30 protein-coding genes and 1 pseudogene are annotated in these 26,140 nt (G+C 58.7%); 14 read left to right on the plus strand and 17 right to left on the minus strand.

Going from position 1 to position 26,140, the window contains the following annotated elements; all coding sequences use genetic code 11:
* Positions 1-53: 53 nt before the first annotated feature.
* Entirely contained in the window at positions 54-245 is a 192-nt protein-coding gene (locus ABJM11_RS02450) for a CsbD family protein (RefSeq protein ID WP_348294880.1), read from the minus strand.
* 414 nt (positions 246-659) lie between these two features.
* On the opposite strand from ABJM11_RS02450, the gene ABJM11_RS02455 reads away from it, so the two are divergent.
* Together ABJM11_RS02455 and ABJM11_RS02460 are read left to right on the plus strand one after the other, a co-directional pair.
* Positions 660-1,112 (plus strand): carboxymuconolactone decarboxylase family protein, encoded by a 453-nt coding sequence (locus tag ABJM11_RS02455; RefSeq protein WP_348294879.1) that lies wholly within the window; start codon positions 660-662, stop codon positions 1,110-1,112.
* A gap of 25 nt (positions 1,113-1,137) precedes the next feature.
* Complete coding sequence (locus ABJM11_RS02460; protein ID WP_348294878.1) at positions 1,138-2,025, plus strand: sigma-70 family RNA polymerase sigma factor; 888 nt, start codon at positions 1,138-1,140, stop codon at positions 2,023-2,025.
* Here the strand turns inward: ABJM11_RS02460 and ABJM11_RS02465 are convergent.
* Positions 2,022-3,761 carry a PHB depolymerase family esterase gene (locus ABJM11_RS02465; RefSeq protein ID WP_348294877.1) on the minus strand — a complete coding sequence of 580 codons (1,740 nt, stop codon included), beginning with the start codon at positions 3,759-3,761 and terminating at the stop codon, positions 2,022-2,024. The two genes, ABJM11_RS02460 and ABJM11_RS02465, sit on opposite strands and share 4 nt — an antisense overlap.
* 153 nt (positions 3,762-3,914) lie before the next feature.
* Positions 3,915-5,342, minus strand: coding sequence for a PLP-dependent aminotransferase family protein (locus tag ABJM11_RS02470; RefSeq protein ID WP_348294876.1), 1,428 nt, complete (start codon positions 5,340-5,342; stop codon positions 3,915-3,917).
* A gap of 109 nt (positions 5,343-5,451) precedes the next feature.
* On the opposite strand from ABJM11_RS02470, the gene ABJM11_RS02475 reads away from it, so the two are divergent.
* The gene (locus tag ABJM11_RS02475; protein WP_348294875.1) at positions 5,452-6,054 is read left to right on the plus strand and encodes a pyridoxamine 5'-phosphate oxidase family protein; all 603 of its coding nucleotides are present in this window, start codon (positions 5,452-5,454) and stop codon (positions 6,052-6,054) included.
* Here ABJM11_RS02475 and ABJM11_RS02480 read toward each other — a convergent pair.
* The 3 genes from ABJM11_RS02480 to ABJM11_RS02490 form a co-directional block, all read right to left on the minus strand.
* Positions 6,051-6,455: a PaaI family thioesterase gene (locus tag ABJM11_RS02480; protein WP_348294874.1), complete on the minus strand. Its 405-nt coding sequence runs from the start codon at positions 6,453-6,455 to the stop codon at positions 6,051-6,053. The two genes, ABJM11_RS02475 and ABJM11_RS02480, sit on opposite strands and share 4 nt — an antisense overlap.
* A gap of 115 nt (positions 6,456-6,570) precedes the next feature.
* Positions 6,571-7,188, minus strand: coding sequence for a TetR/AcrR family transcriptional regulator (locus ABJM11_RS02485; protein ID WP_348294873.1), 618 nt, complete (start codon positions 7,186-7,188; stop codon positions 6,571-6,573).
* Between the two features lie 15 nt (positions 7,189-7,203).
* On the minus strand, positions 7,204-7,773 hold the full coding sequence (locus ABJM11_RS02490) for an NnrU family protein (protein ID WP_348294872.1): 570 nt from the start codon (positions 7,771-7,773) through the stop codon (positions 7,204-7,206).
* Positions 7,774-7,925: 152 nt separating this feature from the next.
* Between ABJM11_RS02490 and ABJM11_RS02495 the strand changes: the two genes are divergently transcribed.
* A complete protein-coding gene (locus ABJM11_RS02495; RefSeq protein WP_348294871.1) occupies positions 7,926-8,300 on the plus strand; it encodes a hypothetical protein in 375 nt (124 codons plus the stop codon).
* Position 8,301: 1 nt separating this feature from the next.
* Positions 8,302-8,625, plus strand: a complete 324-nt coding sequence (locus ABJM11_RS02500) for a hypothetical protein (RefSeq protein WP_348294870.1) — start codon at positions 8,302-8,304, stop codon at positions 8,623-8,625.
* 17 nt (positions 8,626-8,642) lie between these two features.
* Here ABJM11_RS02500 and ABJM11_RS02505 read toward each other — a convergent pair whose 3' ends face one another.
* Complete coding sequence (locus ABJM11_RS02505) at positions 8,643-9,302, minus strand: hypothetical protein (protein ID WP_348294869.1); 660 nt, start codon at positions 9,300-9,302, stop codon at positions 8,643-8,645.
* 164 nt (positions 9,303-9,466) lie between these two features.
* Between ABJM11_RS02505 and ABJM11_RS02510 the strand changes: the two genes are divergently transcribed.
* Positions 9,467-10,261 carry an SDR family oxidoreductase gene (locus tag ABJM11_RS02510; protein ID WP_348294868.1) on the plus strand — a complete coding sequence of 265 codons (795 nt, stop codon included), beginning with the start codon at positions 9,467-9,469 and terminating at the stop codon, positions 10,259-10,261.
* Between the two features lie 15 nt (positions 10,262-10,276).
* On the plus strand, positions 10,277-12,016 hold the full coding sequence (locus ABJM11_RS02515) for a BamA/TamA family outer membrane protein (protein WP_348294867.1): 1,740 nt from the start codon (positions 10,277-10,279) through the stop codon (positions 12,014-12,016).
* A 7-nt stretch (positions 12,017-12,023) separates the two neighbouring features.
* Here the strand turns inward: ABJM11_RS02515 and ABJM11_RS02520 are convergent, their stop codons facing one another.
* Positions 12,024-13,646 (minus strand): M28 family metallopeptidase, encoded by a 1,623-nt coding sequence (locus tag ABJM11_RS02520; RefSeq protein WP_348294866.1) that lies wholly within the window; start codon positions 13,644-13,646, stop codon positions 12,024-12,026.
* Between the two features lie 249 nt (positions 13,647-13,895).
* On the opposite strand from ABJM11_RS02520, the gene ABJM11_RS02525 reads away from it, so the two are divergent.
* A complete protein-coding gene (locus ABJM11_RS02525; RefSeq protein ID WP_348294865.1) occupies positions 13,896-14,168 on the plus strand; it encodes a SelT/SelW/SelH family protein in 273 nt (90 codons plus the stop codon).
* A gap of 52 nt (positions 14,169-14,220) precedes the next feature.
* On the opposite strand, the gene ABJM11_RS02530 is transcribed toward ABJM11_RS02525, so the two are convergent.
* Together ABJM11_RS02530 and ABJM11_RS02535 are read right to left on the minus strand one after the other, a co-directional pair.
* The gene (locus tag ABJM11_RS02530; RefSeq protein ID WP_348294864.1) at positions 14,221-14,364 is read right to left on the minus strand and encodes a DUF3096 domain-containing protein; all 144 of its coding nucleotides are present in this window, start codon (positions 14,362-14,364) and stop codon (positions 14,221-14,223) included.
* 21 nt (positions 14,365-14,385) lie between these two features.
* The gene (locus ABJM11_RS02535) at positions 14,386-14,589 is read right to left on the minus strand and encodes a DUF3185 family protein (RefSeq protein ID WP_348294863.1); all 204 of its coding nucleotides are present in this window, start codon (positions 14,587-14,589) and stop codon (positions 14,386-14,388) included.
* Positions 14,590-14,712: 123 nt separating this feature from the next.
* Here ABJM11_RS02535 and ABJM11_RS02540 point away from each other — a divergent pair, with 123 nt between their 5' ends.
* From ABJM11_RS02540 to yeiP, 6 genes and pseudogenes are all read left to right on the plus strand, one after another.
* Complete coding sequence (locus ABJM11_RS02540) at positions 14,713-15,096, plus strand: DUF2750 domain-containing protein (RefSeq protein WP_348294919.1); 384 nt, start codon at positions 14,713-14,715, stop codon at positions 15,094-15,096.
* Between the two features lie 393 nt (positions 15,097-15,489).
* Positions 15,490-15,562, plus strand: a pseudogene (locus ABJM11_RS02545) (hypothetical protein); the annotation flags it as partial.
* 72 nt (positions 15,563-15,634) lie between these two features.
* The gene (locus ABJM11_RS02550) at positions 15,635-17,149 is read left to right on the plus strand and encodes a DUF2339 domain-containing protein (protein ID WP_348461491.1); all 1,515 of its coding nucleotides are present in this window, start codon (positions 15,635-15,637) and stop codon (positions 17,147-17,149) included.
* A gap of 62 nt (positions 17,150-17,211) precedes the next feature.
* Complete coding sequence (locus ABJM11_RS02555; RefSeq protein ID WP_348294862.1) at positions 17,212-17,910, plus strand: crotonase/enoyl-CoA hydratase family protein; 699 nt, start codon at positions 17,212-17,214, stop codon at positions 17,908-17,910.
* A gap of 54 nt (positions 17,911-17,964) precedes the next feature.
* A complete protein-coding gene (locus tag ABJM11_RS02560; protein WP_348294861.1) occupies positions 17,965-18,996 on the plus strand; it encodes a low specificity L-threonine aldolase in 1,032 nt (343 codons plus the stop codon).
* A gap of 87 nt (positions 18,997-19,083) precedes the next feature.
* The gene (gene yeiP / locus ABJM11_RS02565) at positions 19,084-19,650 is read left to right on the plus strand and encodes an elongation factor P-like protein YeiP (protein ID WP_348294860.1); all 567 of its coding nucleotides are present in this window, start codon (positions 19,084-19,086) and stop codon (positions 19,648-19,650) included.
* Between the two features lie 9 nt (positions 19,651-19,659).
* Here yeiP and ABJM11_RS02570 read toward each other — a convergent pair whose 3' ends face one another.
* From ABJM11_RS02570 to ABJM11_RS02600, 7 genes are all read right to left on the minus strand, one after another.
* Entirely contained in the window at positions 19,660-20,598 is a 939-nt protein-coding gene (locus ABJM11_RS02570; RefSeq protein ID WP_348294859.1) for a biotin-dependent carboxyltransferase family protein, read from the minus strand.
* Complete coding sequence (gene pxpB, locus ABJM11_RS02575; protein ID WP_348294858.1) at positions 20,595-21,320, minus strand: 5-oxoprolinase subunit PxpB; 726 nt, start codon at positions 21,318-21,320, stop codon at positions 20,595-20,597. Before pxpB ends, ABJM11_RS02570 begins: the two co-directional genes overlap by 4 nt.
* Positions 21,317-22,072: a 5-oxoprolinase subunit PxpA gene (locus tag ABJM11_RS02580; RefSeq protein WP_348294857.1), complete on the minus strand. Its 756-nt coding sequence runs from the start codon at positions 22,070-22,072 to the stop codon at positions 21,317-21,319. Before ABJM11_RS02580 ends, pxpB begins: the two co-directional genes overlap by 4 nt.
* Before the next feature lie 37 nt (positions 22,073-22,109).
* A complete protein-coding gene (locus tag ABJM11_RS02585; protein ID WP_348294918.1) occupies positions 22,110-23,177 on the minus strand; it encodes an NADH:flavin oxidoreductase/NADH oxidase in 1,068 nt (355 codons plus the stop codon).
* 91 nt (positions 23,178-23,268) lie between these two features.
* Positions 23,269-24,102, minus strand: a complete 834-nt coding sequence (locus tag ABJM11_RS02590) for a hypothetical protein (RefSeq protein WP_348294856.1) — start codon at positions 24,100-24,102, stop codon at positions 23,269-23,271.
* 5 nt (positions 24,103-24,107) lie between these two features.
* A complete protein-coding gene (locus ABJM11_RS02595; RefSeq protein ID WP_348294855.1) occupies positions 24,108-25,439 on the minus strand; it encodes an amidase in 1,332 nt (443 codons plus the stop codon).
* A complete protein-coding gene (locus ABJM11_RS02600) occupies positions 25,436-26,113 on the minus strand; it encodes a DUF2848 domain-containing protein (protein ID WP_348294854.1) in 678 nt (225 codons plus the stop codon). The genes ABJM11_RS02595 and ABJM11_RS02600 overlap by 4 nt, the downstream gene beginning before the upstream one ends.
* Between the last annotated feature and the right edge of the window lie 27 nt (positions 26,114-26,140).

The following is a 26,140-nucleotide window of genomic DNA, read 5'->3' on the forward strand; positions in this document are numbered from 1 at the left end:
ACTCAATTCGCACGCCACGAGGCATGCATCAATCCAGTGGATGCTGAAAAAGATTACTTGGTGAGCTTATCCCACTCTTTTTCAGCCTCATCCCTTTTCATACCGTACTTTTCCTGAATTTTGCCGACAAAGTTCTCTTTGCGGCCTCCGATTTCATCAATCTCATCATCGGTTAGCTTGCCCCAGTTTTCTCTCACTTTGCCTCTGAGCTGCTTCCAGTTACCTTCCAAAGTATCTTTATTCATTCCGGTAGTCCTTTTTCCGCAAGATTGGGACGAACTTAAATCCACAACGGCGCCAATCCGTTTCACTGTTGCGTAACTGCGAATGTCACCGTGCCACACAGGAGGTTTGCCGACAATAACATGGGTTTATACAAACCGTCCTAAGTCGCCAGAGTCATCTCCAAGATACTGAAATGGTTGCGTACATATATTTGATTATAAAAGTTTAAGAATCATCGGGTGTCCAGACCGCAAGCCGCGACCACCCCGCCTATGAACGGTCGCCCTGGGGCTGGCATGCCCAGGGCAGGGAAGTCGCCCGCCTGGCTGGTGGTGCGGTTGTGGTAACGCACACCAACAGCCAACATGTCACAAAAGCCGGCGCTGTCTCGTCTACCTCTGTAAACATTCCCACCAAACCAGAGGAGTAAGACCATGGGAACACGCCTGAATGCCTATAAAGCCTCTCCAGACGCCATCGCCGCCATGACCCGGCTGGAAGAATACGTTCGCGATTGTGGGCTGGAAGAGAGCCTGATACATCTGGTGAAAACGCGGGCATCCCAGATCAACGGCTGTGCATACTGCCTGCACATGCATACCAGCGATGCCCGTGCGATGGGCGAGAGCGAGCCAAGGCTCTACCTGTTGTCCGCCTGGCGGGAGTCCGGGCTCTATACGCCCCGTGAACGGGCGGCGTTGGCATGGACCGAGGCGTTGACAAAGGTGGCAGAAACGGGGGCACCGGCTCATGATTATGAGCTGGGTATGGCGCACTTCACCGAGAAGGAATTTGTCGACCTGACGTTACTGATTGGCGCCATCAACGTCTGGAACAGGATCAGCGTGGGATTCCGGTCGGTTCATCCGAATGACCGCAATTCATGACTGACTCTGTCGGGAGTCTTTCGCTATGGCCGAGCAACCAGCGCACCAGTTTGACCAGTGGCGCCGTTATCTGACGGGCGTCGCGTATCGTATGCTTGGCTCAGTGACCGAGGCAGAGGACGTGGTACAGGATGCCTACTTGCGCTGGCATGATGCCGACCACCTGTCGGTGACCGACGTGCGAGCCTACCTGACAACCGTCACCAGTCGGTTGTGCCTGGATCGCCTTCGGTCTGCTCACCGGCAGCGGGAGAGCTATGTGGGGCCCTGGCTACCCGAGCCTCTGCTGGAAGTTCCTGATACTTCAGCGGACGCCGAGGCACTCGCCAGTGATGTTTCCTTCGCTCTTATGCTGGCGCTGGAGCGACTGTCGCCGCTGGAGCGTGCAGCGTTCCTGCTGCACGATGTGTTCGGGCTGGATTTTGGCCAGGTTGCCGTCAGCCTGAATCGCAGTGAAGCAAGCTGTCGGCAGCTCGCCAGCCGTGCCCGCAAACGGGTACAGGCCGACCGGCCCCGCTACCAGGTGACGGCCGGCGAACACAGCCAGCTGAGTGATCGCTTTTTTGATGCTGCCCGCAGTGGCGATGTTTCGACCCTTAAGACGTTGTTGAGTGAGAATGCCACATTGCATACTGACGGTGGGGGCAAGAGGATCGCGGCGCTGCGTGTGATCACTGGCGCGGACAAGATCAGCCGGTTTCTCGAAGGAGTGGCCCGAAAGTCAACACCCTCCGGGCCGCGTTGGGTCAGCCCCGTTCTGGTGAACGGGTTGCCTGGGTGGTTAACCATCGAACAGGATGGGCTCCCCCAGGTGATGACGCTGGATGTCGCAGAAGGCCGTGTCCAGGCGTTATACATTGTGCGAAACCCGGACAAACTGCGACATCTTGCGGACCAGTTGCCAGAGGGCTAGTTACACGCTCCGGCCTCAAAGAAGCCGTCAGAGGTTTCTTTAACCCAGGTGTAGGTACCCGAAAGTGCTCCCAACGTGTCATCACCTCCGGTGCTGAAATAACCGCCGGCGTAGTAAGCCCGCCCCGCCACATCATGGTTAAGATTGGTGTCATTCCAGTCCTGGCAGGCAAACTCCCCGCCACCGTCATTTCCGCCGTCACCACCGTCGCCGGTGCATGCAGCAGGCTCGCTGGCATACCAGAGCCCCGGCTCTCCCTCGTGAAGGGTGACACTGCTCCAGGTGTCAAATGAACCGCCAATGTCGACATCATCACCGGATGTCAGTGCCCGCAGATCAGAAGTCCCACCTGCGTAGGCACGGCCTTCCGAAATGTGGGTATTTGGCGATGCGGTTGCCTGTTCGCAGGTTTCGATGGGGGCATTGGGGTCGACAACATTCACGGTTCGGTCCGTGGTGGTGCTGTTATTATCGCTATCAGTGGCGGAATAGGTGCAGGTATAGGCACCTTCGGTTGAGGTGTTCACGTCGCTGCAGTCGGCATTCACTGTGAGTGAGCCATCTTCCGCATCTTCAGCAGTGGCGCCGGGGTCGGTGAAGGTGGTATTGATGTTCACCGTCATCGGGTTATCGCCGATCAGGGTAATTACCGGGAAGCCTTCCGGGTCAGTACCATCACGACTGTTGCGGGTGAAAAATTCCCAGATGATGTCGGGGTAGCTGGGGCCGACCCTGACAGACCATTTTCCATTGTTGCCGTTCTCGCCGCCAACCCAATAATGGCCGTGGTCCGTGTCCTGCGTGTTAGGGGTGGACAAGGGGCCGTCCAGATAAATGGTTTCGACAACAGAGCGAGTCCCCAGGGTGCTGTCCCGGGTGTAGCGGGTGTGCTCGCAGTTGTAGTTGCTCTGGTAGTAAGGTGCGCATGCCGACGATGAAGCCTCGGCTTCGGCAGGTGTGTCGAAGGCCTCGTCGCCGAATACTTGCAGGTGGGCGTCGCGGGTGTTGTCGGCGGCGGTCTTCAGTACCGTACAGTCATTCTCGTTCTGCAGGACCATCAACGGGATGGGATAGGTGTCATCCAGTTCACTCTGCATGTCCGATGCGACCCGGGAGACGCTGTGGAAGGTTGCACTTCCCGGGCACTGTCCGGATAACGAGACAGAGGCCGAGTCTTCCCCGTAGGGCAGACCCGACGCCGGTGCTGCGGCTGCCCAGTATTCATTGTGCGCCACCGCCGCTACCGTGGCCATGGCGCCACCGGAGGAAAGCCCGGTGATGAACCGGCGGTTGGGGTCAACACTGAAGCTTGCTTCCACGGCCAGCGCGATCTGATGCAGGTCTTCCACTTCACCCGCGCCTTCATGGCGGTGATGCTCGAACCAGAATCCCCAGCAATTCTCGTTGCGCAGCCCGTCATAACTGGTAATGAAGGGGGCCACCAGGATGAACCCGTACTCGTCCGCCGCTGCGGTCAGCCCCCAGTCATTCAGTACGTCACTGTTGGTCTGTTTGCAGCCGTGTAGTGCCATCACCATTGGCGCCGGGTTGGCGAGATTGTCGGGTACATACACCTTGTAGTCCCTGGCGCGGGACTGATTGTAGCCCTGTTGGGGAAGGGTATAAGAGTGGGTCTGGCCTGCGGTCGCAGGTTGAATCGTGATTATCAGGATAGCTGACAGGATTAGTGCGGACAGTGCCGAGCCGCCGTGCCTGAAAATGGACGGAAAGTTCATTGTTGTAAGCTCCTTTCTTGGATTTATTGTTCGGCAGCTACAAACAAGGAAATATCATGCCAGGGCTCCAGGTGGTTGATTTGGCTAGTCTGGCTCGGGAGGCTGGAACATGAGGTGGCAGGAATTCCGGACGGGTGTAGGGTACTCAGGACACTAGGTCGCTAGCAGCCTCGTTTTCAGCGCCGCCAGGCAATCGTCCATCTGCTGTTCGCTGGCGCTGGCAAATCCCATAACCAGGCCCGTCTGAACCTGCTTCCCGATGAAGTGGGCACTGAGTGGCGTGCTACCGAAACCGCAGGTTTCCAGCCACTGGCTCAGGGCCAGATCGTCAAAAGTCCCTTCCAGCACCAGGTGCATGCCGGCGCTTTCGGCCACAGGGTGAACCAGTCCATCGAGTTCTACCGTCACTTTTTGCTGGAATTCTTTCCATTTGTCCTGGTAGAGCTGGCGCATGCGACGCAGGTGTCGGCCAAACTGGCCGCTGTCAATAAACTCGGCAATGGTGGCCTGGGCCAGCAGGGGCGTTTCTCCCCCGCTGACTCGCTTGGCATTGAGTATTGGCTTTATGACTGGCTCCGGGACCACCAGGTACCCTGTTCGCAGAGCTGGCATCAGGGTTTTACTGAAACTGCCCACGTACAGCACGGGGGCGTTGTCGAACATGCCCTGAATGGCGGCGAAGGGTTTGTGGTAGAAGTGGAATTCGCTGTCGTAGTCATCTTCAATGATCCAGCACCCGTTGCGTTGGGCCCACTGCACCAGGGCCATGCGCTGGGCCAGGTCAAGCACGCCACCCATGGGGTACTGGTGCGTGGGCGTGCAGGACAGAAGTTTTGCCGGCCCGAGACCCTCCAGAGCGCCCACATCCAGGACCTGGTTCCTCAGGGGAACGGGCACCAGAGGGTTGCCATGGCGGCCCAGGGCATAACGGGCACCACGGTAGCCGGGGTTCTCGCACAATACCCGGTCGCCGGCCTGCAAGAAGACATCGGCAATAAGGGACAGGGCCTGCTGGGCACCGTTGGTGATAATGACCTGATGCTCTTCGCAACGCACACCGCGGGAGGTTCGCAAGTAGTCCGCAATAGCCCGTCGCAAGGGAAGATAGCCCTGGATACTGTCGTAGCCCCTGAGCGCGCGGCGGCTTTCCTGATGGTGAAGGATCCGGTTCCAGCTTCGGATCGGAAATGCATCCAGGTCGGGTAAGCCGGGCTGGAAGGGCAGGTTGGCGTCTTCGGCTGTTCTTATGTTGGTGTGGGTAGGCACTGGCAGCGGTGGCAGGCCTGCTGCGGTGCGGATGGGGCGCTCCAGCCCCGGCCCTGCTGGTTTTACGGCGGTTGCGATGTCTTCATGGACAAACACACCTTTGCCGGCACGGCTCTGCAGGAATCCTTCAGCTTTTAGCTGATCGTAGACCGCGTTGACGGTGTTCCGACTGACGCCCAGGTCCCCGGCCATCTGGCGGCTTGAGGGAAGGCGGCTGCCTGGAAGGTATCGCTGCCTGAGAATGCGCTGGGAGAGTTGCTCGTAAAGTTGTTGCTGCAGGGGTGTCGAGCCCTCCAGCCGGATATCGTCGATCACATCAACTGGTCCTATTAAAGTTTATGATCTGGAGCTTACGATGGTATCAGATGTGTCATTCAATAGACGTGTGCTTTTTGAGAACCACAGATTGTTTAAGGACGACCAGATGACACTGACGAACAAGCCCCGGCCCGATTCATCTCCTTTAACGTGCTGCCCCCGCAGCCAGGTAAAGCGAGCCCCTCTGAGGGCGAGCTACGAGCGAGAACCGGCCTATTCACTGATTGACCGCCTGAAGACAGCCCATGTGGCGTTTGTTGAAGCAGGAGAGCCACGGATCGTTCCGTTGACGGTCTGGCGGCTGGGCGACGAGCTGTACCTGCACACCCTCAACGGGGGGCGCCTGTCGCAGCGCCTGGCTTCGGGCGCCCTGATCTGCATTTCATTCGCGGTAACGAACGCGTGGGTAATGACCAAATCCGCCTTCCACCACAGCGCCAACTATGAGTCTCTGGTGCTGTTTGGCAGGGCCCGGCAGGTTACGGATGATGGCGAGTTTGACGCAGCGTTCCGGGCTATCATCAACCAACTGGAGCCGGGCCGCTGGGAGCAGGTGCGCGCCCCGAATACAAAGGAGCGCAAGGCGACAGCGCTGTTCCGTGTGCCGATTGAAGAGGGTGCTTTCAAAAGCCGCACCGGCGGGCCCAATGATGATCCCGGGGATCTGGACCTGCCGGTGTGGCATGGGACGCTTCCGGCCGGTTATTAATCGACTCTGGTAATGGTGCCCTGAGCGACGGCGACCACCCGTTCTTCGCCATCGTTGATGGCCACGACCTGGCAATTGCAAACGGCCTGTTTCCTGCCGGCTGAAATCACTGTTGCCCTGGCTATTAATGTCTGGCCCAGCGCGGGCCGCAGGTAGTTGATCTTGTATTCGGACGTAACCGAGTCACCCAGCACGGAACCGCCGGCATAGGTCAGGGCGTTATCGGCCAGGTAACTGACGACGCCTCCATGAACAAAGCCATGCTGCTGTTTCAACTCATCCCGAACGGTCAGTGACAGTTTGGCAGTTCCGGGTTCAAAGGTATCGAGTTCGGTGCCAAGCAGGACGCTGAAAGGCTGCTGTTCGAGTATGGTTTTGCCGAAGTCGAATAAGTCACTCATCGCTATGCCCTCTATAGCCCGCCGACGAGCTCCGCCATGTCGCACATCGCAATGGCGTGCACCGTCTTACCAGGAAATCATGCCAAAAAGCAGAAGTTATTTCTAGAATAATATTCTATTTTGTTTGTGCCAAGGACCGCCAGGCGCTTTCAGCGAACACGGAAGCATGGTCACTTGGGGGCGTTGGTACCCGGCCGGACAGCCACGCCCGGCAATAGTTCTCAGCCTGCCCGAACAGCAAAGAGGGATAGGTTTCTTTTGGCAGTGAGCGGATGTCGCCAACCTTCACGCCTTCAGCCAGCCACTTGTGCAGAAAGCTGTATTGCTCGCGGTTTCGAGCGGCCAGTTCCTCTCCAAATGGGCCCGTCGCCACACTGGCACGGGCGAGGAACATGAATCGAGCAAGTTCTGGCTGCCCGGTTACCCAATGGATGTAGCTGTGAACAAGTCCCTCGATGACCGTTTTGGGAGTACTCGCACGCTCCAGTTCTGGCCACATAACCGCCTTGTGGTCGTCCAGGGCCGTAAAGAAAAGTGCAGCCACCAACCCTTCCTTGTTACCGAAGTGGTGGTAGATGGTGCCCACACTGGTATCGGATCGTTGTCGGATAGTATCGATGGTTGTGGATTCCAACCCGGTTTCCAGAAAGCACTCCAGCGCGCACTGAAGAATGTGGCGCTTGGTGGATTTACGGGTGCCTGGCAGCACCCGTTCAAAGGTATCTTGCAGCATTAATTACTCCGGAGGTCAGACTGGCGCAACACCAAACAGCCACTGGTGAGCCCAGAGTACAACCACCACATACACCACGAGGCCACCTACAACCGCAATGGCGTCGTTCGCCTTGCTTGCAGGTAGCGTGGGAAGGGTGCGCTGGGCTCTGCGCTTCATGGAAATCCTGTCCGCCACCGCCCATGCCAGGAAAGAGCCAAACAGCAGCAGATCATGCAGCATTCCATTGGCAAGCAGGTGGGCCAGTGCCCATAGCTTAACTGCGACGAGCATTGGATGCCCAAGCTTTGCCTTGATCTTGCCGGGAAAATAAGTGGCGAACAGGAGCGGGAAGATCGGAACCAGTAGCAGCATGGCAAGGTGCCGGAGCCAGCCTGGCGGCGTGTAGACCAGGGTGGGGTCCATGCGGCCGGCGCCGTAACCCCATATGATCAGCACCAGGCCGATCAGGGCAACCAATGAGTAGAGCCCCTTGAAGGCAGCTTCGCCCAGTGACGCATGGAGGCGGTTTCGAAGCGGTTCGTTAACGATGGAGAGTGAGTGCACTCCGAGAAACAGAACCAGACCAACGATCAGTGTGGTCATGTGCCAAACTCCTTGTTATCGGGTTGGTAGGGCCTTTGCCACTGAACAGCCCTGAGAGGAAAATCCCCGTCAGTATAGCCGCGCAAACCGAGACAGCACATTTCCCAACGTTTATCATCCCATGCCTGTTTCACCGGATGGACAAGGCGCCCATGAAGTTTCCCAAGGTCACTGTTGTACTGGTATCCGCAGCCCTGCTGTTCGTTGTCTGGGAGCAGACCCGGGAACGCCCGGGGCCCGTTAATGCCAGTCGCTTTACCAACCTGCAGGCCAATCCGGTGGAGCGGAGTGTTACTGTGGACTGGTTGGTTGCGCGAATTCCTGAGCTCTGTGAGGATGGCACCGGTCAACGCCCTGGCACGCAGGCGCATTCAGACTGCGTTGCCGAAAGTGAAGCCCGGATATCGTCTTGCCGACGTGCGCTCTATGACAGGTTCCCGAGTGTCATCGCCTCGGAGACGGTGTTTCGGGATCTGTCCATCACTGCAATGAACTGTCTGGTTCCCCGATCGGGAGTGGTTGAATAAAATGTCAGAAGATCCCCTGAAAGCCCTGTCCGATATGGCCAGTGATGCCCATGCCCGGATACAGGCGACGCACCAGCATATTAACCCGGTGGTGGAGGTGCGCCGCGGTATGCGGGATGCCGGTATACCGGCGGATGTGATGACCATCGACTGCCTGCGAACACGACGGCGCATAACGCTCATCCTTCACGATGAGCAGCCAGGTAAGTTGCTCTACCAGTTTGTAACCATCGACGACGAGGTGGGTGATGATTTCAAACAGATGCCGTTTTCCGATTTAAAGGCAGCAACGCTGTTTGACTGGATTGAGGACTACTTTGGCTGAGTTCGTCCCGTCTGCTTTTACTGTCTGAAGAACCTCGGATTACGCTTGATGAATGCGTCGATCCAGCGCTCCAGGAACGATTGCTGCTCTGGATTTTTGAGATAGCGCCAACCCAGCACTGAAATTATCAGGGCACCGAGGGCATCGACGATGAGATCCCACATGGTGTCTGTAAGCCCGGATGGGTCGCCCAGCATGGGCTTTTGCATGTTCATACCGAACACGGTATCCATGGTGTACTCGAAGATCTCCCACAGCGCGCCCATGCCCAGGGCGAACATGAACGCAAAGAAGGCCACGAAGCCGGGCTTCATGTGCACGTGAATCTTCTCGGTTTCGTTCATGATGTGGACAAGCAGGAAGCCGAGAATGCCCAGCAGGAACCCGGACATGGTGTGCAATGCCATGTCCCACCACCAGAACCGGGTGTAGTAATCGCGTATCTCGCCCAGAAACAGGGAGGCGAATACAAAAGCGATAGCTGCAAGCTGCAATTCGGGCGGGATATGAATCCGGAACCGGCGCTCAAACAACAGCGGGAAAAACGTGATTCCAATGATCATGGCGGTCAGAAAGGCAGTGAACCACCGCTGGCCCCAGATCGCGAACGCCGTTTCAGCCAGCAGGATAAGCTGCAAGGCAATGGTGATTCCCTGGTGGGTGACGCGAATACGCATGGGCCTCAGGCTCTGTCGTCGGTTTTGTCTTCAGTGAGCCTGAACAGTGAAGCAAAACCCGGTGTTCCCGTCCAGAGCGGCCTGGGCGATGGCACGTGAGCAGGGGCTGGTGTAGTCTTTTGGTCAGACTTCTGCCAACCCGCGACTTCGAGGATATAACAGGTATGCCCACACAAACGGTCTGGATTACCGGAGCCTCATCTGGCATCGGCGAGGCGCTCGCTCTGAAATACGCTCAGGATGGAGCGTGTCTTGTTCTTTCTGCCCGCAGGGAAGATGAGTTGGAGCGTGTTGCCGCCCGTTGCCGCGGTGCGGGTCTTGCCTCCGATCAGGTTCTGGTGCTGCCTCTGGACGTGACCGACTGGGAGTCGCTGGCTGGCAAGGTTCAAAAGGTGCTTGATACCTTTGGTGGCGTTGACCTGCTGGTGAATAACGCGGGTGTTTCCCAGCGTTCGCTGTGCAAAGACACGGATATGTCAGTCTACCAGAAATTGATGGATGTGGACGTGATGGGCCAGATTGCGCTGACCAAAGCCGTGCTGCCCCACATGCTGGAGCGTGGCGCTGGGCATCTTGCGGTGACCTCCAGTGTGGCCGGCAAGGTCGGCGCGCCCATGCGCACCGGGTACTGCGCGGCCAAGCACGCTGTTATGGGGTTCTTCGATGCGTTACGGGCGGAAGTGGAAGGCCAGGGCGTGAGCGTGTCAACAATCACTCCGGGTTTCATCCGCACCGATATTGCCCGCAACGCCCTCTCCGGCGATGGCTCTGCTTATGGCAAGGAAGACAAGGATATTGCCGGCGGCATGGATGTCACTGAATGCGCCGAGGTGGTGTTCAAGGGCCTCAAGGCGAAGAAACGCGAGATTCCGGTGGGCAAGGGCAAGGAAATGGCCGCGCTCTGGATCAAGCGGATCGCGCCGGAGGCAGTTTTCCGGCTGACCAGAGCGCGGAAGTAAATACCCCGGGTTTTAATGACTACCATGGTTGCCGAAACTCGTCGAACCATACTCACAGTGGTGCCCTCAGGGTTCGTTGTTGTTGGGCTGCTGCTCTTCGGGCAGGTGTCGGGGGCCGAGCAGCACCCGGGTGACTGTGTTGCCAGCGACGTTCAGCCGGAGTCGATTGACCTTGACCAGCCCCAGGAACTGCTGGCACGACAGAGCGATCTGGCAATCCCGGAGGGAGCCCGCATCGGGCAGATTCGTATTGTTCGCCGGCCCATTTTCGATCTCAGTGATCCGGAGCAGAACAATTTTCTCTATCGCACCCTGAACGCTCTCAATACGCCCACCTGGGAGTCGGCTCTTCGTGCCCAATTGGTCTTCAGCGAGGGAGATCGCTACGCCCCGTGGCTGATCGCCCAATCCGAGCGCGTTCTCCGCCAACGCGAGTATCTGACCGCAGCCTGGGTCGGTGTCACCCGTGTCTGCGGGGATGAAGTGGAGGTCAGTGTTCTGGCACGGGATACCTGGACGTTGTTTCCATCGGTGGGAGGATCACGTTCCGGGGGCGAGAATACAACCAACACTGGCCTGTCCGACCCGAACTTTCTGGGCTCCGGCAAGAGTGTGGGGGTGTCCTACACGAAGGGCCCTGACCGTACCGAAACCAGCATAAATTATGACGATCCCAATGTTCTGGGTTCCCATTGGCAGACGGGATTTTCCTACGATAAACGCAGCGATGGCCGCGGCCGCACTGCTTACCTCGAACGTCCTTTCTTCAGCGAGCGTGCGGACTGGCGGTTCGGGCTCAGTGGCGAGGACGACGTGCGGGAAGAATCACGTTTCGTGGGGGCCGAGGCCATTGCCGACTATCGCCGTAGCCAGGAATTCGTGAGTATTGATGTCGGCTGGCGACTGGCGGAGCGGGATGATCGCCAATGGCGACTGCTTGCGGGCTACCGCTATGATGCCCTGGAATTTGAGCGCTTGCCGGATGAGCCTGACCTCGACCTGCTACCTGAAGATCGCACATTGAGCTATCCGTGGATCGGTTTCGACTATCGTGAGAATCGTTTCCTGGAGATGACCAACCTCACCCAGTTGCAACGGGTTGAAGACGTCCGGGATGGGATTGTGTGGCGGACAGAGCTGGGCTATTCGTCGCCGGAGCTCGGTGCCACCGAAGATCGTGTGGTGCTGAATATGGAGTTCCAGGATGCACTACTGGCAACGGCGACCAATTATGCCCGATACGGGCTCAGCCAGAGCGGTACCTACCGGCTGGATGAAAGCCGCGTTGAGAATCTTGAAGGGACACTTGACCTGGAATATTTTCACGGCGGTTCCGTGCGCTGGAACAGCTGGTATACCAGGCTGTCGGTAACAGCCGCCCATAACCTGACCGTAGATGAGCAGCTTCTGATAGGTGGCGACAGTGGCCTTCGTGGCTATCCGAGTGATTACCAGCAGGGTAACCGGCGAGCACTGTGGACGCTGGAACGCCGCTATTTTCCTGACTGGCACCCGTTCAAGCTGTTTCGTCTCGGCGGCGTGTTGTTCACTGATATAGGGCGAGCCTGGTTCGATGACGGACGCAACAACGGCCCGGACAGCGGTGTGTTGAAAGACGTGGGATTCGGCTTGAGGCTGGCCTCAAGCCGAATCGAAGTGCAGCGGATGCTGCACCTGGACTTTGCTTTCCCGCTGGACGGGGACGACAGCATTGACCAGGTGCAGGTGTTGCTGCGGGGTCGAACGGAGTTCTAGGTGGACATCACTTGATCCATTTTTTGCCCCAATGGGTGATGTCGTACTGTTGCTGCATTTGCAGCGAGCGGGCACCGGCATCGGGTTCCGCTTCTTCCGCAGCTGCAATTTCTTCGTCAATCACTCGGGTTGAAAGTGACAGCCAGCTTGTGACGAAGGCCGCGGCATCACTGTGTATTTCCAGTGCCAGCTCGTCCACGTTGGTGATGTCGTCACAGGCCGAGTGATAGCAGGGATCGAAGGCAACACCCGCTTCTCCACCATACCTTGCTGCCTGCTCTTCGGTCTTCAGCACTTCGGCCCCGGTAAACAGGCCACCGAAGGCAATGCCCTCTTCAAAGAACTGCGCATAATCAGAGCGGAAGCTTATTTGCGTGCCTTCCGCAGGGATTTCACGCAGGTTGAAGTATTTCTCGAACAGTGCCTCTGTGGCCGCTGAGCCCGGAGGGCCAGCAAGATCGAAGTCGGAACCGTCGCCATCGTAGATAAAGTTGCCAAAGTTAGGCGAACCAATCATGTCGTAGTTCAGGTAGACCTTGATCCTGTCTTTCTCTTCCTGGGACAGACTGTTGACGTAGAAGGTTGAACCTACAAGCCCTGCTTCTTCCGCACCCCACCAGGCAAAGCGGACCTGGTTGCGCGGGTGGGCCCGTTTCATCTGCAGGGCCAGCTCGAGCAACGCCGCACTGCCGGACCCGTTGTCGTTAATGCCGGCCCCCTCAAATACCGAGTCCAGGTGGGCACCGGTCATTATTACGTTGTCCGGGTTACCCCGGTTGGTTTGAGCAATGACGTTTACGGTTTCGGTCTGTTCCCTCACCACGTCAGTCACAACCCTGAGCTCAAGGTCTGGCTGGTCCACCCAGGCAGCGCCAATGTCGTACGTAGTGAACACAGCGGGGATTCCACCAGCGTAGTCGTCGCCAAGCGTGGCGTTGATCAGGCCTTTACGGTCGTCGGTGTTGCCCTGGTTAAAGATCACCACGCCTACAGCGCCTGCATTGGCTGCATTTGTCGCTTTCTGCCCGAAGGCGCATGCGCCACGCTGAATGACGGCGACAGCTCCGGCCGGGAAGCCGGTAAAGTCTTCGGGTTCGCAACCACTGGTGGAGGTGTTATCGGGTCCGAGCTGGACATCAACAGCGACGGCCGTGCCAGAGACGGCCCCCGGTTCGGTCTGCGACAGGTAGGTAAAATCTTCCTCCCACACATAGTCGGTCGGCGTTGGCGCAATGATTTGCAGGACGCCATCCCCGGCCGGGTAGAAAGCATTGAAGGGGAACGACTGGAGGGTTACATCGTACCCGGCGCTCTCAAGCGTCGTCTTGACGTAATCAACCGAGGCCTGGTAGCCGGGCAGGCCGGCAGCGCGATTGCCATCATTGGCCTCGGCAATACCGTAAAACATGTCCAGGTGGTACTGGATATTGCTTGCCTGCATACATCGAGGCAGGCCGAATGGCGTACTGTTCAGGATGCCAAACCGACACTCGAACGGACTGATGTGGTCGGGACTCCAGAAATCGTTGAGTAAATCACCGGTGGATTTCTGGCCTGGCGCGGCCTGGGCGGTTATTGCAAACAAAAGAGATCCCAAAGCCAGGGTTTGGCTTGCGGTGCTGAGTTTCATTGGTATTCTCCATTCCTGGGAGTTTGTTGTTGGAGCCGCTTGTGGCGGTCTTTCAGCGCAGCGATGCCTGATCAGGTGGAAAACAGGCATCTGGGGTATCACTACGTCCTTCGATACCACTACGAAGCCTAGTCATGGATATTCAGTCCATCCAGATGGAAAACATTACAAAGTGTTAGTTTTTCCGCGGGATTTGAGTGGGCTGTATACTGTTAACGAATATGTTTTCGGGGAAAATGGACCTGTCCGATGACAAACAGAGTTGATATCCATTACTGCACAGGTTGTCGCTGGCTGCTTCGCTCGGCCTGGATGGCGCAGGAACTGCTGACCACCTTCGAAGGCGAACTCGAGTCGCTGGCCCTGCATCCGGGAAGCGGCGGCGTTTTCGAGGTGTGGGTTAACGGCAAGCGAATCTGGTCCCGGAAGGATCAGCAAGGTTTCCCGGAGATCAAGGTTCTGAAACAGTTGGTGCGGGATGAAATTGACCCGGAACGCTCGTTGGGACACGCGGATCGTTGAGGCCCGGGGGTAGAACTCGCCCCGAGCCCCGCGGCCGTGGGGCCTCGTTGCCTTACAAAGAATGCCCCAACAATCCCAGAACGCCCAGAATGATCAGGTAGCCGGCCACGATGTAGTTGAGCAGCTTTGGAAACACCAATATGCCAATGCCAGCGCCCAGGCTGATCAGGGGAGCGAGTTCAAGGTGAAGTGTCATACAACTGGTCTCCTGCAATGATTATTTTCTGACGAATGCCAGGAAGCCACCCGCAACTATGGCTGCGGCGCCGCCAATCAGGTACCACATGGTTTCATCCGTAAAACGGCCAGTGAATGCCTCTGTTATCTGGTCTCCGACTGACTGTGTGGATTGATAGCCGAAGTAGAGCAGGGCAATGCCTACCACCAGCAGAACCAGGCCAATGAGTTTCGTGCTTCCCATTCCAATTTCCTTATAGTGTGCTTGCGGAACCAAACCTCAAGACCCAAAGTAGCCTTGAGCCTGCCAGTGTAGCAGGTGGACGGGGCAGGATATCTTACCGGAGTGCAACTGTTAATGACTGAGATGACCAATGACGAACTGAGCCAGATCCTCGAAATGAATGGTGAGGAGCGATACGACTACTTCCTGGGCCGGGTTGGTGAAGAGCGGGAAATCTGGATTCTGGTAAATACGGAAAATCGCTTTCTGAAAATCGAATCTGAAGACGGGGCTTTTGCCCACCTGCCGGTTTGGCCCGGCGCAGCCTTTGCGGCCGAGTATGCGAAAGCCGCCGGAGATCTCTCCCCGAAGAGCATTTCCCTACCCGACTTTTTCAAAAAATGGGTGCCGGGCCTGACCCGGGACGGACTGGAGGTGGGAGTATTCCCCGGGCGTGACGACACCCTGTGGATAACGGAACCGGAGGAGCTGAAGCGCGACCTTCAGGACGAGATGTCGAGCTTCTGACGACGGGGAAAGGGCGTGGAAGCATTACTCATCATTCTGGTTGTTGCCTTTGTATTGCTCGTTCCTGTTGGCGCTCTCCTTGGGTTCCTGGAATTTCGCCGGCGTGGGGATCAGTCAACCCGCATGGCCTCCCTGGAGCGGGAACTGTCGGCGTTGCGGAAGGAAGTTGCTGGTCTCAGACGCCGGATGGCACAGGAAGAACAGCCACCGGCACTGGAGCTGGACGAGCCTGAAGCGACCGTGGCAACGACACCGCCATTGACGGAGTACTGCCCTGATCCGGAAGCGCCAACTATGGATGATTGGGCCGCGTCCTCTCGCCTGATCCAGGCCTTGAGAGAAAACTGGATGATCTGGCTTGGTGGTCTGAGTGTGGGCCTGGCCGGAATATTCATGGTTAGCCATTCCATCAATGCCGGGCTTATTGGCCCTGCGCTGCAACTGTCCATGGCTCTGGCAAGCGGGATTACGTTGCATGTCGGTGCCGAATATCTGCGCCGTCGTCACCGGGGATCGGATCAGGTGTTCGCTGCTGTTGATGCGTTATGTCTACCGCGAGTGGTTGTGGTACGCGACCCTGACCGGTGCGCTTCTGTGGTGGCTGGTTACCGTATCTTCTACCGCCATCAGTGCGGCTACGGCCTGGTATGTTGCTGGTCTTTTCCTGGCTTTTGCGTGCCTGCCGGGTTTCGTCAAAGGGGGTACGCCGCGCCTGCGGGAAGTGCTGGTCTCGTTGTTGGTTGTCTGGGCTCTGTCGATGGTTGAACAGCCAGTCTCCGGCCCGTTGTTCTGGAGTTGGTTATTGATCCTGCCGGTGGCGGCGCTTGTTCCACAGAGTCGCGGAGCCTTATGGTTTCTTCCCTGGGCCGCCGTAATGGCCAGCGCAGCAGGATGGTTGGGTTATGGTGCTCGCCGTGGCGCAGATACGCTACACCTTTCGCAGATGCCTCTGGAACAGCAGGGCAGCTTCGTTTCCTGGCTCTCTGTTGCAGCCATAGGCACCGTTGGTATGGGGTTGTGGCACTGGGTCCGCCAGACTGATCAGCGGCGATGGGCATCGTTAACGTTTCTGTCGCCGCTCGTATGGTTGGTTCTGGCCTGGCTGGCGCGCCGCTACGAGATGCCGGAACTGTACCTGCTGTTAAAGGTCGCGCTCGCCCTGGTGGTTGCACGGCTGACTTTCAATCCATGGTTGCAGGACTACGACACCACGGTGCACTGGCCCCTTTGGACCTATGGCGGAGCCACCCTGTTTGCCGGAATCGCTACCTGGATGGCTGGCAGGAGCAAGGGCGTCCGCCCTTGGCTTGAAGGGGCCACATTGCACTTGCTGGTGTTGTTCCTGGGCGCCGAAATGCGTTACTGGCTCTATGACGGCGATATATTCGCCCATGAGTACAGTTTCACCGAGGCAACCATCAACACCTTGCTATGGGGTGCGCTGAGCCTGACCTACATGGTGCGCGCCGGGGCAAGCCTGTCGCTGGCCTGGCTCTATCGACTGTTTTCCTGGATTCTGCTAGGCCTGTCCACCCTGAGTTATCTCTTTCTCGTTACCGTGCACAATCCCTGGTGGGGTGGCATTGCCATTGGTGATACGGCGATACTCAATGTGCTGTTACCTGCCTTTGGCGGGCCGGTGTTGCTAGCCCTTGCGGTAAGCCGGTTTCCCCGGCTTGCGCCCCGGCTCTGGTCACTGTGCGGGGCCGCCGCAGGTTTCCTGCTGTTTACTCTACTGGAAATCCGTCAGCTCTGGCAGGGTAGCGAGATGGCACTGTCTTATGGTGTCTCAGAGGGCGAGCTGTACAGCTATTCGGTAGTGGGTATGCTGTACGCCATTGCCGCCATAATTCATGCCACCAGGTGCGACAATGCAGTGCTCTATAACGCTGGTATGGCCTTGCTGGGCATTGTGATTGGCAAGATATTCCTCATCGATATGGGCGGCCTGCAGGGCCTCTGGCGAGTGGCTGCGTTCATGGGGCTGGGATTGGCCTTGTTGGGCCTGGCCTGGATGTACCGGAAAACACGGCGCGCGCCCGAGAGTGGCTAGTTCGTGCGGAAGGTGGCAAAGTTCACCCCACCAGAATTCAACTTCAGCAAGAGGACAATCCGGTGACTGACCTTGTAAATTACCAATTGGAAGATGGCGTTGCCACGATCACGATCAGCAACGGCAAGGCAAACGCGCTGAGCCACGACGTATTTGAAGCGCTGAATCACGCCCTTGACCGGGCCGAGGAAGACAAGGCAGTGGTCATCCTGACAGGGCAACCCGGTATTCTTTCCGGCGGCTACGACCTGAAGGAAATGCAGAAGGGGCCGAAGGAGGCGTCCGCGCTGGTCACGGTCGGTTCCCGGTTCACGCGCCGTCTGGCAGCCTTTCCGTTGCCGATCATCGGTGCTTGCAGTGGCCATGCCATTGCCAAGGGCGCGTTCATTTTGCTGTCGGTGGACTACCGCATTGGTATTGAGGGTGAATTCAAGCTGGGCCTGAATGAGGTGGCCATCGGCATGACCATGCACCATGCCGGTATCGAAATCGCCCGTCATCGCCTGTCACCGTCCCATTTTTATCGTTCCGTGATCAACGCGGAAATTTTCAGCCCCAAAGGAGCGGTTGAAGCCGGTTTCCTGGATGAGGTGGTGGCGCCTGAGCAGCTTAAGGAGAGGGCTAATGAGTTGGCCCAGCAGTTCCGGAAGCTGAACATGAAGGCTCACGAGCAGACCAAGCGTAAAGCCAAGGCTGCGTATCTCGAACTCCTGGATGATTGTATTCTGAAGGATGCAGAACACCTGGGATTGATGAGCTGATCAGAATGGGCCGTAGGGTGCGGCCCATCACCCGAGCGATGAAGGAGCACTGTCGTGTCAGAGTCCGAACAGTTTGCCAGCGATAATTACAGTGGTGTATGCCCCCAGGCCTGGGAGGCGATGGCTGAGGCGAACTGTTCCGATGAGCCGGCCTACGGTGAGGACCGCTGGACGCAGCGAGCGGCAGATGGTCTTCGTACTCTGTTTGATACCGATTGCGACGTCTACTTCGTGTTCAATGGCACCGCTGCCAACTCACTGGCGCTGGCGTCCATTGGCCAGTCGTTTCACAGTGTGATCTGCCATGAACTGGCGCACATAGAAACCGACGAATGTGGCGGCCCCGAATACGCCTCAAACGGCGCCAAGTTACTGCTGGGGCAGGGCGCAGACGGCAAGCTGACGCCACAGAGCATTGAGCATCTGGTCACCAGGCGCAGCGATATCCACTACCCGAAACCCAAGGCCCTGAGCCTGACCCAGGCCACGGAGGTGGGCACCGTCTACACCCCCGATGAGCTGCGGGCCCTCCGGGAGGTGGCGGATCGCTACAAACTGAATATCCATATGGATGGTGCCCGTTTCGCCAATGCCGTGGCGGCTCTGGATGTGCATCCGTCCGAGATCACCTGGAAGGCAGGGGTGGATGTGTTGTGCTTCTCGGGCACCAAGAATGGCCTGGCGTTGGGTGAAGCAGTGGTGTTCTTCAATCACCAACTGGCCGAAGACTTCGAGTGGCGCTGTAAACAGGCTGGGCAGCTGGCCTCCAAGATGCGATACATTTCTGCACCCTGGTGCGGGCTGCTGGAAGGGGACGTATGGCTGCAGAATGCCCGCCATGCCAACGCCTGTGCGGAGAGGCTTGCGCAGGGGCTGGAGGGGTTGCCAGGTATCAGGCTTCGTTACCCCCGGCAGGTGAATGGTGTTTTCGTGGAGATGCCGGAGTTTGTGCAGGCCGCTCTGCGGGATAAGGGCTGGAATTTCTACAACTTCATCGGTGGCTGCGCCCGTCTGATGTGTTCATGGTCCACCACGTCGGAGCAGGTGGATCGTTTTCTGGCAGACGTGCGTGCAATGGTTGCCTGAATCGGCTTGCGGGCTATCGCCAGCGAGCCAGCTTCATGGTATATCAGCATCTTAATTGTCCCATTTTTTATACTGGAAGCAGTAGCAATGCCAAAAGCAGGTGAAATCAAGAAGAATTCCGCAGTTGAATACGAAGGTGGCGTTTACTTCGTCAAGGACATCGAGCGGTCAGTGCCCCAGGGGCGAGCTGGCGGCAGCCTTTATCGCATGCGTCTTTACGACGTGGTGACTGGCTACAAGGTCGACCAGACGTTCAAGGATTCCGACATGCTGAATCTGGCAGACCTGGTCCGCAGGCCGGCCACGTTTTCCTATTCAGACGGGGAAGAGTACGTTTTCATGGATACTGAAGACTTCACACAGTACAGCCTGAACGGCGAGACCATTGCCGATGAGTTGCTGTTCATCAACGAGGATACCCAGGGATTGATGGTAATTCTTGTAAGCGATGCGCCTGTGGCGCTGGACTTGCCCCCCACCGTGGACCTTGTCATCGAAGAAACCGATCCCTCCGTCAAAGGCGGATCTGCAACGGCCAGGACCAAACCTGCGAGACTTACCACAGGCCTGGTTATTCAGGTGCCTGAACATATCTCCCCCGGCGACCGGATCAAAATCAATGTGGAAGAGCGCCGGTTCCTGGGCCGGGCCTGAGGTATTGGTTCAGCGCAGCGAGTGAAGAAACTGCCGGTGTTGTCTCAGCGCGCTGTCTACGCCGGCAGCTCTGAGGCGAACCGTCTGGCCTGGCATGCACTGAGCCAGGAGGCTGGCGGCCAATGGTGTGAGATTGCCCAGGCGCGGGTACCCACCAATGGTCTGCCGGTCGTTCAGCAGTGCAATGGGCTGACCATCCGGCGGCACCTGAACGGCACCCAGTGAAATGCCCTCCGACACCAGTGATCCGATGGTGCACTGGAGTCTGGGCCCGGTCAGGCGGACGCCCATGCGGTCCGCACGCTGGTCCACCTGCCATTCGGAATTGAACGCATCGAACAGGCTCCGGCCAGTGAAAGCCGCTATCTGGGCACCCGGAAGCAGGTTCAGTGTGGTGGTCCGCCCGTAATCCCGCTGTTCCGATTCCGGCGCAACCTGATCGGCCGGTGTGCTTTTCGCCTCGTTCACAGGGAGTATGTCGCCCTCGCGCAGGCTGGATCCCTGGCCGTCAAATCCGCCAAGCTGTTCCCTCACCACGCAGGCGGCGCTTCCCATGACAGTATCGCCACGGAAACCTCCGGCGACCGCCAGGTAAGCACGTAAGCCGTTAACCGGTGTGCCAAAAGTGAGCGTATCGCCGGCGCGGATGGCGAGTGTTCGCCATAGAGGTGCGGCTTGCTGATTGTGCCTGGCGCCCAGATCGGCGCCCGTCAGAGCAATGGTCAGGTCCCGCTCTGCCACCAGTTCCAGCCCACCAAAGGTGACTTCCAGCGCTGCTGTGCCCCAGGGATTGCCTGCCAGGCGGTTGGCCCACGCCCAGGCGTGCAGATCGGCTGGGCCGCCCTGTGTGACGCCCAGATGTCGGACTCCAAAGCGGCCGGCATCCTGCAGCAGTGCAAGCGGGCCCGCGCGGGAGACGCGAAATCCGGTCAGCTGGCTTTCGCTCATTTCGCCGGCCCTCCGTTGGTGGGTGTGGTATCGCCACCCTGTGCCTCGAATGTGTCCTGATTCACCGCTACAAACCTTACGCGGTCACCCACTCTCAGCAGGCTCAGCCCTTCGCGGTTGCGGTCAAACAGCCGGGTGGGGGTTCGACCGATCAGGTTCCAGCCTCCGGGGGTGACCACCGGATAGGCAGCGGTTTGCTGGCCAGCGATGGCCACGCTGCCGGCGGGAACCTTCTGGCGCGGAGTGTCCAGGCGCGGGCAGGTCAGTGCTGTATCCAGCAGCCCCATAAAGGCAAAGCCGGGCGCAAAGCCGAGAGCAAACACCCGATATTCCCGGCTGCTGTGGGCTTCGATGACGGCCTCAACCGAAAGGTCGGACAGGTCAGCCACCCTCTGGAGGTCAGGGCCGGTGTGGGAGCTGTACCATGTGGGCAGTTCGTGCAGTTTTCCGCTAGCGCCGGCTTCAGCAGGCCTTAGGGTTGTGAGTATGTCGAGCAGTGTTTGTCGGGCCTCACACGGTGTTATCCGGAGCGGATCAAAAACTACCAGCAGCGTGGTGTAGGAGGGCACCAGGTCCACAAGGGCGTCGCCGAAAGCAGATTCGCACTCCTCCGCAAGGGCCGTCAGCCACAAGAGGTTGTTTTCCTCAATGCTGTCGAATAGCCGCACCATCCAGCCGTCCAGGCCGGCCCGTTCCAGGCAGGGTAAACGGGTTGTTTTCATGCCCGTTCTTGAAGCTGGTTGAGCATTTGGCGGATGGCTCGCACAGACGCCACTGACTCTTCGTTATCGCCGTGGACACACAGTGTGTCGGCGCTCAGGATCAGTTCACTGCCATCGCTGGCAGTGAGTGGTTGCCCCCTGGCAATACGCTGGGCCTGATCGAGAATAACGTCAGGGTCGTGATGGACCGCGCCGGGTTGTGTTCTGGAAACAAGCCGGCCGTCGGCGTCGTAAGCACGGTCGGCGAAGGCCTCGAACCAGAGGGCGAGTTCGTGCTCACGAGCCAGTTCACGTATAGGGCTGGTGTCGCGGGTTGCCAGGGTCATCAATGGCAGCTCCGGGTCGTAGGCTTTCATGGCGTGGGCAACGGCTCTGAAGATTTCCGGCTTGCGGGCCATATCGTTGTAGAGCGCACCATGAGGTTTCACATAACGGATTTCCGTGCCCTCGGCCCGGCACATGGCGGCCAGGGCACCCACCTGGTAGAGCACCATGTTTTCGATTTCCGCTGGTGAGCAGGCCATGGAGCGCCGGCCGAAACCGACGAGATCCGGGTAGGCAGGGTGTGCTCCAATGCCCACCGAATGCTCTGCTGCCATGCGAACCGTGCGCCGCATGACGTCCGGGTCAGAGGCGTGAAAGCCGCAGGCGATATTGGCCAGATCCACGTGCGGCATAACCTCGTGATCCAATCCCATCACCCAAGGGCCAAAGCTTTCGCCCATGTCGGCGTTCAGCAGTAAAGGTTTCATGGTGTGCTCTCCCTTTGCGTAAAACACTGCGCGATGCTCAGAAGATGTTCGAGCGCTCGTATTGTCTGGGCCACTCCACGTTTTCCGCCTTCAGGGACGCTGCAGCCCGAAGCGGCCAGGCCGGGTCTGACAGCAGCGCCCGCCCCAGAATCACCAGGTCAGCCTGGCCGTTGGCAATAATCGACTCTGCCAGGTCCGGGCTGTGAATCAGGCCAACAGCTCCGGTAGCGATGTCGGAGCGGGCCCGCACTGCCTGCGACAGCGGTACCTGATAGCCCGGGTGAATGGGGATCTGCTGGCGCGGATCGTTACCCCCTGATGAACAGTCTATCAGGTCCACATCACCCTGGAATCGCAACAGAGTGCCCAGCCGCACGGTGTCGTCGAGGGTCCAGCCACCGTCGACCCAATCGGTACAGGACAGCCGCAGAAACAGAGGCAGGTCGTCTGGCCATTCCTCGCGCACCACGGCAATGGACTCCTGCAGGAAACGTATGCGGTTTTCAAAGCTGCCGCCGTACTCGTCGGTACGTTGATTACTCAGCGGCGACAGGAACTGGTGTATCAGGTAACCGTGGGCGCCGTGCAGTTCCAGTGCTTTGAAGCCGGCCTCGCGCGCACGTCGGGTGGCGGACTTCAGGCTCTGCAGGGATTCGCCGATCTGATGCTGCGTCATCGCTTCCGGTACCTGCCACCCGCTGGCGTAAGGCAGCGCAGAGGCCGACACCAGGCCTTCCCAGCCACCGGTGTCGGCTCTCAGGGGATGCGAGCCCTCCCATGGCCGTCCCACCGATGCCTTGCGGCCGGCATGGCCAAGTTGAATGCCGGGCACGGCACCCTGATCCTCAATGAAACGGGCAATGCGGGCAAGACGATCGCGTTGTTCATCGTTCCACAGCCCCAGACAATGGGGTGTGATGCGCCCCCGGGGTTCGATGTGAACGGCTTCGGTGAATACCCAGCCCGCGCCACCGGCCGCCCGGGCACCCAGATGAACAAAGTGCCAGTCGTTGGAGAGCCCGTTCTCGCCGGAATACTGGCACATTGGTGAGAGCATGATCCGGTTGCGCGCTTCCACCGAGCGAAATCGGACCGGCCGGAACATATGCGGGTTCGGGTCCCGTCGGAGGATGCGGCGGGCATTTTCGCCACCGGAACGGGAATCGGTAATCGGTGCGTTGGACCCGGTGGTTTTGTCAATCATTGGGGTTTCCTTTTATTGTTGATTCCGGTGTCAGTAAATGACCGTAAGCGCGCCGCACCCGCCACTGGCTGACCAGGAACAGAGTGGCGCTGACGGCAATGGACGCCAGCAGGGCGCCCAGAAACGTGACCATTGGTGCCACATGTCCGGCGAGAACGGCCGTTACCACGGCGAAGGCAACAAGGCTGAGCATGCCTTGTTGCGCGGCGGCGACGGTGGCTCGTGCCACATCGGGGCCATAACGGTCATGGAGTGTCCAGCCGATGGTGAACAGGCCCACGGGGAAGCCGACCAGTATTCCCGACAGCATCGGGCCGGAGCGGGCTGCCAGTGTGGTGGCTACGGCCACAAGTACACCTGCAAGGAGCCCTCGCAGCACCACATCGAACCAGCCGGAGACCGCCACTACTTTGGGCTGTGTCAGGTCCAGAGCCCGTTTGATGACTTCCGCTGCAAGCAGCACCAGGCCATAAAGTACAACGGCAACAGCAACCCCGCCGGGAATGAAGGAGAACAGGTATGCCCCCGGAATCCAGATCAGGGTCGCCACGCCAAGGCTTGGCAGGGCACCCAGGCGTTCGGCGGTCAGCACGAAACTGATGCTGAACAGTAATGTCGCGATCAGTGCATGCAGGGTTGCCAGTGCGGCGTGCTGGATAAACTCTGTTGGCCACTCCTGTAACAGGAAGAAGTAGCCCGGGCCGAGAATGATGGGCGTTCCGGCGATAATGCCTCCCAGCCGGGGGCCGAGTTTGCCGACTGCGACCGACACACCGATGACCACCAGTGCGGTAGCGATGAGTTTGGTCAGCAGCACGGTCAGCATGGTTGTTACAGTACCTGTTCGACAGCTTTCGCCAGCCGCAACAGGGTGTCATCCGTGCCGTTGCGACCGGTCAGCATCAGCCCGCCTGGCAAGTAGCCAGACTTGTGGTTGGGGAGGGTGATGGAGCACAGGTCCAGCATGTTCGCCACGGTGGGGTTACGCAGGATCAGCAGGTTCAGGCGGGCGTAGTCCTCGTCCGCCGTCAGTTCCTCGAATCGTGGCGGAACCACTGGCACTGTCGGAGCAAGCAGACCATCGTAATCCTGCAGCCATTCGTCCGCCTCCTGCTTGCGTTGCTGTCGGCGGCGGCAAAGTTCAAGGTAATCTGCGGCTGTAATGGCTGCACCACGTTCGATCCGGCTGCGTACGCGGGGGTCGTACTGGTCTCCGTGGTCCGCCAGAGACTGGCGGTGCACGAAATAGCTTTCTGCTGCGGTGAAGCCTCCGCCCTCCATGAGCTCTGGGATTGCGGTAAGCGCTGGTGCAGGCGCTTCAATAATATGGGCTCCGGCATCGCGCAGACTGTTCAGGCTGCAGGCAAATGCCTGTGCAACCGTGTTATCCAGATCGTCCAGCATGTAATCGGTAGGCACAACAAAGCGCAGACCCTTCAGCGAAACCGGTCTGAGTGGCTGATATTGGCGACCGGCCAGTACAGCGTCGAGACGGGCGCAGCAATCCACTGTCGGGGCAATTGGGCCGATGGAATCGAGGCTGTCCGACAGCGGGAAGGTACCGTCACGTGGAACACGGGACTGGGACGGCTTGAAACCCACCAGCCCACAGAACGCCGCGGGAATTCGCACGGAACCGCCGGTATCGGTGCCGATAGCCCCGGAGGCCATTCCCCGGGCCACCGCCACTGCGGCGCCGGAAGACGAGCCACCGGGAATACGACCCGGTGCCAGAGGGTTGTCCGGTGTGCCGTAATGAGGGTTCAATCCCAGGCCGGAGTACGCAAACTCGGTCATGTTGGTGTGGCCGGTGATAACAGCGCCTTCACGTCGCAACCGGGAAACGATCAGGGCATCGGTTTGTGCTGGCGCCTGCCAGCCCCGGGACCCGGAATGGGTGATCTCGCCCGTGACGTCGAAAAGCGCTTTCAGGGCGATGGGCAGCCCGGCAAGCTGTCCGCCGGACAGCCCGGCCTCACGCAGTCTGTCGATGGCATCGGCTTCGGCGCGGGCGGTGTTATCAAACCGTCTGGTGTAGATCCGGGCATTGGCATCGTCGTCTGCGACGATACGTTCGAAGCAGTTTTCCAGCAGCTCCGTTGCCTTTTGCTGGCCGTTATCCATCTCGTCGAGCAGCCGGGCGAGTGCTTTTGGCTGGTTCATTTTATCACCGGCAGTGTGTGGATGTTGTACTTGTGCTGAAGTTCGCTGCCTGACACCGGATCTTTCAGCACCATCCGAAACGCCTGTGCCGGGCGCAGCTCACCGAGCACCGGTAGTGTGCCGCACAGCATTGCCTGTCCCGGGGCCAGTTCGGCTTTGTCCAGCCCGAAGCGTCGCAACAGTTCCACAGGGTGCAGTAGCCCAGTGACCGGGCCTTCCTGGTACAGCACTTCTTCACCGTCGATGGTGGCGTAGGACGCCATCTGCAGTTCGTCCCAGTGGTCGATCACGTTATCGAGCCGCCATACCAGGGAACTCACCGGTTTGACGCAGACCTGTTTCGAGTGGGCCACGGACCAGGCCTCGGCCTCGCGGTCGGTGTGATCCGAACCGATACCTACCAGGGTGCCCTGATCGGAGCCGATCAGGACCACCTCCACCTCGCCGCTCGAGGCTTCACCCAGCACCTGAATGTCCGGAGCCGTGGTGAGCTGATTGGCGGCGACTTGATAGAACAGCGGCGTTGTGGATGGCGGGGTTACGCCGATTTCCTTCAGCTCTTCGATGTGTTCATCGATGGCCGACTGCACCCGCCCTGCCCAGCCGGCGATGATGAGCTGGCGGACATCGACGTGAATGGTTTCCTGGCTGTCAGCAAGCTGGAAGTTGGTCATTGTGTCACTCCGATCATTGGGTTAATG

The sequence above is a fragment of the Marinobacter sp. genome (assembly GCF_039977835.1).
Classification (GTDB): domain Bacteria; phylum Pseudomonadota; class Gammaproteobacteria; order Pseudomonadales; family Oleiphilaceae; genus Marinobacter.

What these genes read in the sequence shown, in the direction of transcription:
- ABJM11_RS02450 (WP_348294880.1), bottom strand. Translation starts at nt 245, where the DNA reads ATGAATAAAGATACTTTGGAAGGTAACTGGAAGCAGCTCAGAGGCAAA.
- ABJM11_RS02455 (WP_348294879.1), top strand. Translation starts at nt 660, where the DNA reads ATGGGAACACGCCTGAATGCCTATAAAGCCTCTCCAGACGCCATCGCC.
- ABJM11_RS02460 (WP_348294878.1), top strand. Translation starts at nt 1,138, where the DNA reads ATGGCCGAGCAACCAGCGCACCAGTTTGACCAGTGGCGCCGTTATCTG.
- ABJM11_RS02465 (WP_348294877.1), bottom strand. Translation starts at nt 3,761, where the DNA reads ATGAACTTTCCGTCCATTTTCAGGCACGGCGGCTCGGCACTGTCCGCA.
- ABJM11_RS02475 (WP_348294875.1), top strand. Translation starts at nt 5,452, where the DNA reads ATGACACTGACGAACAAGCCCCGGCCCGATTCATCTCCTTTAACGTGC.
- ABJM11_RS02480 (WP_348294874.1), bottom strand. Translation starts at nt 6,455, where the DNA reads ATGAGTGACTTATTCGACTTCGGCAAAACCATACTCGAACAGCAGCCT.
- ABJM11_RS02485 (WP_348294873.1), bottom strand. Translation starts at nt 7,188, where the DNA reads ATGCTGCAAGATACCTTTGAACGGGTGCTGCCAGGCACCCGTAAATCC.
- ABJM11_RS02490 (WP_348294872.1), bottom strand. Translation starts at nt 7,773, where the DNA reads ATGACCACACTGATCGTTGGTCTGGTTCTGTTTCTCGGAGTGCACTCA.
- ABJM11_RS02495 (WP_348294871.1), top strand. Translation starts at nt 7,926, where the DNA reads ATGAAGTTTCCCAAGGTCACTGTTGTACTGGTATCCGCAGCCCTGCTG.
- ABJM11_RS02500 (WP_348294870.1), top strand. Translation starts at nt 8,302, where the DNA reads ATGTCAGAAGATCCCCTGAAAGCCCTGTCCGATATGGCCAGTGATGCC.
- ABJM11_RS02505 (WP_348294869.1), bottom strand. Translation starts at nt 9,302, where the DNA reads ATGCGTATTCGCGTCACCCACCAGGGAATCACCATTGCCTTGCAGCTT.
- ABJM11_RS02510 (WP_348294868.1), top strand. Translation starts at nt 9,467, where the DNA reads ATGCCCACACAAACGGTCTGGATTACCGGAGCCTCATCTGGCATCGGC.
- ABJM11_RS02515 (WP_348294867.1), top strand. Translation starts at nt 10,277, where the DNA reads ATGACTACCATGGTTGCCGAAACTCGTCGAACCATACTCACAGTGGTG.
- ABJM11_RS02520 (WP_348294866.1), bottom strand. Translation starts at nt 13,646, where the DNA reads ATGAAACTCAGCACCGCAAGCCAAACCCTGGCTTTGGGATCTCTTTTG.
- ABJM11_RS02525 (WP_348294865.1), top strand. Translation starts at nt 13,896, where the DNA reads ATGACAAACAGAGTTGATATCCATTACTGCACAGGTTGTCGCTGGCTG.
- ABJM11_RS02530 (WP_348294864.1), bottom strand. Translation starts at nt 14,364, where the DNA reads ATGACACTTCACCTTGAACTCGCTCCCCTGATCAGCCTGGGCGCTGGC.
- ABJM11_RS02535 (WP_348294863.1), bottom strand. Translation starts at nt 14,589, where the DNA reads ATGGGAAGCACGAAACTCATTGGCCTGGTTCTGCTGGTGGTAGGCATT.
- ABJM11_RS02540 (WP_348294919.1), top strand. Translation starts at nt 14,713, where the DNA reads ATGACCAATGACGAACTGAGCCAGATCCTCGAAATGAATGGTGAGGAG.
- ABJM11_RS02550 (WP_348461491.1), top strand. Translation starts at nt 15,635, where the DNA reads ATGCGTTATGTCTACCGCGAGTGGTTGTGGTACGCGACCCTGACCGGT.
- yeiP (WP_348294860.1), top strand. Translation starts at nt 19,084, where the DNA reads ATGCCAAAAGCAGGTGAAATCAAGAAGAATTCCGCAGTTGAATACGAA.
- ABJM11_RS02570 (WP_348294859.1), bottom strand. Translation starts at nt 20,598, where the DNA reads ATGAGCGAAAGCCAGCTGACCGGATTTCGCGTCTCCCGCGCGGGCCCG.
- pxpB (WP_348294858.1), bottom strand. Translation starts at nt 21,320, where the DNA reads ATGAAAACAACCCGTTTACCCTGCCTGGAACGGGCCGGCCTGGACGGC.
- ABJM11_RS02580 (WP_348294857.1), bottom strand. Translation starts at nt 22,072, where the DNA reads ATGAAACCTTTACTGCTGAACGCCGACATGGGCGAAAGCTTTGGCCCT.
- ABJM11_RS02585 (WP_348294918.1), bottom strand. Translation starts at nt 23,177, where the DNA reads ATGTTCCGGCCGGTCCGATTTCGCTCGGTGGAAGCGCGCAACCGGATC.
- ABJM11_RS02590 (WP_348294856.1), bottom strand. Translation starts at nt 24,102, where the DNA reads ATGCTGACCGTGCTGCTGACCAAACTCATCGCTACCGCACTGGTGGTC.
- ABJM11_RS02595 (WP_348294855.1), bottom strand. Translation starts at nt 25,439, where the DNA reads ATGAACCAGCCAAAAGCACTCGCCCGGCTGCTCGACGAGATGGATAAC.
- ABJM11_RS02600 (WP_348294854.1), bottom strand. Translation starts at nt 26,113, where the DNA reads ATGACCAACTTCCAGCTTGCTGACAGCCAGGAAACCATTCACGTCGAT.